Source organism: Saccharomonospora halophila 8, assembly GCF_000383775.1.
In the GTDB taxonomy this organism is placed as follows: domain Bacteria; phylum Actinomycetota; class Actinomycetes; order Mycobacteriales; family Pseudonocardiaceae; genus Saccharomonospora; species Saccharomonospora halophila.
Genome location: NZ_KB912548.1, coordinates 1 through 3,947, shown reverse-complemented (window position 1 = coordinate 3,947; position 3,947 = coordinate 1). Strand labels below are relative to the sequence as shown.

Genomic DNA, 3,947 nt, shown 5'->3' with positions numbered 1-3,947 from the left:
GCACGGGCCCGGGGGCACGGGCACGTGCCGCACCCGGCCGCCGGGCCGGTCACGCCCCCTCGAACGGCAGGCCGACGTAGTTCTCGGCCAGGCTGGTCGCGGCGGGCCGGGAGGTCGCCGTGTAGCGCAGCTGGGACAACTGCAACCTGCGCCCGAAGGCGTCCGTCGACGGGTCGGTGTGCAGCATCGACGTCATGTACCAGGAGAAGTGCTCGGCCCGCCACACCCGGCTCAGGCAGGTGTCCGAGTAGGCGGCGGCCGGGGCCGGGTCGCCGTCGCGCAGCAGCGCCTTCAGGGCACGGGCGAGGTGGCGCACGTCGGCGATGGCGAGGTTCATGCCCTTCGCCCCGGTGGGCGGCACGATGTGCGCCGCGTCGCCGGCGAGGAACAGCCTGCCGTACTGCATCGGCTCCACCACGAAGCTGCGCATCGGCGCGATGCTCTTCTCCAGCACCGGCCCCTCCCGCAGGCTGAAGCCGTCCTCGGTGGCCAGCCGTAGCTGCAGCTCCGACCACACCCGGTCGTCCGGCCAGTCGTCCACCGGATCATCCGGATCGACCTGCAGGTACAACCGGGTGATCTCCGCCGAGCGCATGCTGTGCAGGGCGAAGCCGCGCTCGTGGTGGGCGTAGATCAGCTCGGAGTGCGACGGCGGAGTCCGCGCGAGGATGCCGAGCCAGGCGAACGGGTAGTGCCGCTCGAAGGTGGTCAGCGCGCTCTCCGGGATCGACGGCCTGCTCACCCCGTGGAACCCGTCGCACCCGGCGATCGCCTCGCAGCGCAGTTCCCGCGCGTGGCCGTCGGCGTCGGTGTAGCTCACCCGTGGCCGGTCGCCGTCCAGATCGTGCAGCGCGACGTCGGAGACCTCGAACTCGATGGGCAGGCCCTTCTCCTCGTGCGCGGCGATCAGGTCCTTCACGATCTCCTGCTGGCCGTACACGGTGATGCACCGGCCGGTCAGCCCGGTGAGATCGATCCGGTGGTCCGCCCCGTCGAACCGCAGGGACAGACCGTGGTGCGGCATCCCCCGGGTCTCCATCCGGGCACCCACCCCGATCTCGCGCAGCAGCTCGACGGTCGGCTGCTCGCACACGCCCGCACGGACGCGCTGCTCGACGTAGGAGCGGCTGCGGGCCTCCAGCACGACCGCCTCGATGCCCTGCAGATGCAGCAGGTAGGACAGCAGCAGCCCGGCGGGGCCCGCTCCGACGATGCCAACCCGGGTGTCCGTCACCGGAGTCCTCTCCTTCCCCGAAGAGCTGTTCCGACCACCGCCGCCGAGGTGCGACGGCGGACCGAGGGGCGCGACGATCCCGCCGGTGCCGCGGTGCGGTCAAGACTGGGGGCGCCCGCGGCCCGCGGACCACCGGCTCTTCCGTTCGGCGGAGGACCGTTCGTGCGGGTGGGAACGCTCGTCGGGCTCGTGCGGGTGGGAGACCGCACGCGGCGCCCCGAGCGTGCGGGAGATGCCGTGCGCGGCGGCGCGGACGGCGGGCACCAGGGTCCACGGGTCGGTGCCCTGCGCGGGGACGACGATCGAGATGGCGGCGACCACGGTGTCGTCGGCACCGCGGACGGGCGCGGCGACGGACACCGCATCCGGTTCGATCTGGCCGTCGCTGAGCACGAATCCGTCCCGCCGCACGTCGGCGAGCACGCGGCGCAACCGGGCGGGGTCGACGAGGGTCTTCGGCGAGTACCGCGTGAGTGGCCCGGCGAGCACGCGCTCCTGCGTTTCCGGGGCGGCGTGTGCGAGCAGCACGAGGCCGACCCCGGTGGCGTGCGGCGGCATGCGCCCGCCGACGCGGGAGCGGATGCGGATGGCCTCGCGTCCGGCGATGCGCTCGACGTAGACGACGTCGGTGCCGTCGAGGACGGCGAGCTGGACGTTCTGGTGGGTGGCCTCGTAGAGGTCCTCCAGGAACGGGAGGGCGCTGTCCCGCAGCGGCGCGCCGTGCGGGGCGAGCGAGGCGATCTCCCACAGCCGCAGCCCGACGCGGTAGCCGCCGTCGGCGTCGCGTTCGAGCGCGCCGTGCTCGGTGAGTGCGCCCACGATCCGGTGGGTGGTGGACAGCGGCAGCCCGGCCCGCCTGCTCAACTCGGACAGGGTCAGTACCGGCCGCTGCGGGCTGAACGCGTCGAACACGGCCAACACCCGCCCGACCACACTCACCGAACTCTCACCCCTGTGCCGCACACCCCCCACCCAACGCGGCCACCCCCACCCCCGCAACCCCTCACCGGGGGGTTGCCGTGAAGGGCACCTTCCCTGCGTTGGACGCAGCGAGGGGCACTTTCCCTGCGTCGAGTGCAGGGAAAGTGCCCCTCACGGCAACACGGAGAGTGACCGGCCCGGTCAGCCCCAGACCTTCTCGGCGGTCTCGACGATGCGTTCGAGCTTGCGGAACTGTTCGTCGCGGGTGAGGTCGTTGCCCTCCTCGGTGGAGGAGAAGCCGCACTGCGGGGACAGGCAGAGCTGGTCGACGTCGATGTAGGCCGACGCCTGCTCGATGCGCCGCTGCAGGGAGTCCAGCGACTCCAGCTCACCGCGCTTGGTGGTGACCAGGCCGAGCACGACGTACTTACCCTTCGGCACGTGGCGCAACGGCTCGAAGCCGCCGGAGCGCTCGTCGTCGAACTCCAGGAAGTAGCCGTCCACGTTCAGCTCGTTGAACAGCGCCTCGGACACGAAGTCGTAGCCGCCCTCGGCCGCCCACGAGGAGCGGAAGTTGCCCCGGCACAGGTGCGTGGTGATCGCCATGCCCTCGGGCTTGTGTTCCAGGGCGGCGTTCATCGTCCGGATGTTGCGCAGGTGCAGGGTGTCCGGGTCGCCGCCCATACGGGCCACGAGCTCGCGCTGGTTGGGGTCGTTGAGGTAGGCCAGGCTGGTGTCGTCGAGCTGGAGGTAGCGGCATCCGTGTTCGCCCATCGCGGCGATCTGCGCACCGTAGGCCGCGCTCAGGTCGGTGAAGAAGTCCTCCAGGTCCGGGTACACCGTCTCGTCGACGGCGGCACGGCCGCCGCGGTAGTACACCATGCTCGGCGACGGGATGGTGAGCTTCGGCGTCACCGACGGATCGGTGACGGACTTCAGGAACTCGAAGTGCTCGGCGAAGATCGGCTCGCCCAGCCCGACCTTGCCGTCGACCTGCAGCTTGGGCGGGGAGAAGTTCAGGTCGCCCGCCGCGTTGTGGAACCGGACCTCCATCCGCTCGTCGCTCTGCGACACGCCGTCGAGCTGGTAGATGAAGTCCATGTGCCAGGAGGCACGGCGGAACTCGCCGTCGGTGGCCGAACGCAGCCCGGCCCGGCGCTGCCGCTCGACGACCTCCCGGATCGCGTCGTCCTCGACGGCCTTCAGTTCGTCACGGGTGATCTCGCCCCGCGCCGCCTTCTCCCGGGCCGTGTGCAGCTCGGGCGGACGGAGAAGGCTGCCGACGTGGTCGGCGCGGAACGGGGGACTCGTACGCTGACTCATTGCGGCATAGTCACACGGCCTGTGAACCCCCTCAACACACTGCCGTCGAGGTTTTCGCTGGGTGAAAGCCCGGAAGCGCCCAGCGTGGGACGACCCGCTGTCACCGGATCGGCACCCCTCGCGGTTCGTCCCGGCCGGGTGGGGTATCCGGCGCGCATGTTGTCTTCCCTCGCACGCGGCGCCGCGGCGGGCGCCGCAGGCACCACGGCGCTGAACGCATCCACCTACCTGGACATGACCCTGCGCGGCCGCCCGTCCAGCAGCACCCCGCAGCAGACGATCGACCGGATCAGCCGGGCGGTGGGCACCGAACTGCCGGGGGACGAGCAGAAGCAGCAGAGCCGGGAGTCGGGCCTCGGCGCGCTGCTGGGCATGGTCACCGGCACCACGGTGGGCGTGGGGTACGGCGCCCTGCGCGGGCTCGGCTGGCGCCCGCCCGTACTGGTGGGCGCCGGCGTCGCGACCGTGG

At 71.7% G+C, this 3,947-nt stretch carries 3 protein-coding genes and 1 pseudogene; 1 reads left to right on the top strand and 3 read right to left on the bottom strand.

The features are described 5' to 3' along the window. Positions 1–49: 49 nt before the first annotated feature. The 3 genes from SACHA_RS0111270 to SACHA_RS0111260 form a co-directional block, all read right to left on the bottom strand. Positions 50–1,234 (bottom strand): 4-hydroxybenzoate 3-monooxygenase, encoded by a 1,185-nt coding sequence (locus SACHA_RS0111270; protein WP_019809768.1) that lies wholly within the window; start codon positions 1,232–1,234, stop codon positions 50–52. A gap of 99 nt (positions 1,235–1,333) precedes the next feature. Next, positions 1,334–2,206, bottom strand: coding sequence for an IclR family transcriptional regulator (locus tag SACHA_RS0111265; protein ID WP_020628619.1), 873 nt, complete (start codon positions 2,204–2,206; stop codon positions 1,334–1,336). A gap of 150 nt (positions 2,207–2,356) precedes the next feature. Then, positions 2,357–3,478 carry a 5-methyltetrahydropteroyltriglutamate--homocysteine S-methyltransferase gene (locus SACHA_RS0111260; protein WP_019809764.1) on the bottom strand — a complete coding sequence of 374 codons (1,122 nt, stop codon included), beginning with the start codon at positions 3,476–3,478 and terminating at the stop codon, positions 2,357–2,359. A 156-nt stretch (positions 3,479–3,634) separates the two neighbouring features. Between SACHA_RS0111260 and SACHA_RS0111255 the strand changes: the two are divergent. Next, positions 3,635–3,947, top strand: a pseudogene (locus SACHA_RS0111255) (hypothetical protein); the annotation flags it as partial.

Excerpts from the sequence above, each read along its gene's own strand:
- SACHA_RS0111260 (WP_019809764.1), bottom strand. The coding sequence starts at position 3,478 with ATGAGTCAGCGTACGAGTCCCCCGTTCCGCGCCGACCACGTCGGCAGC.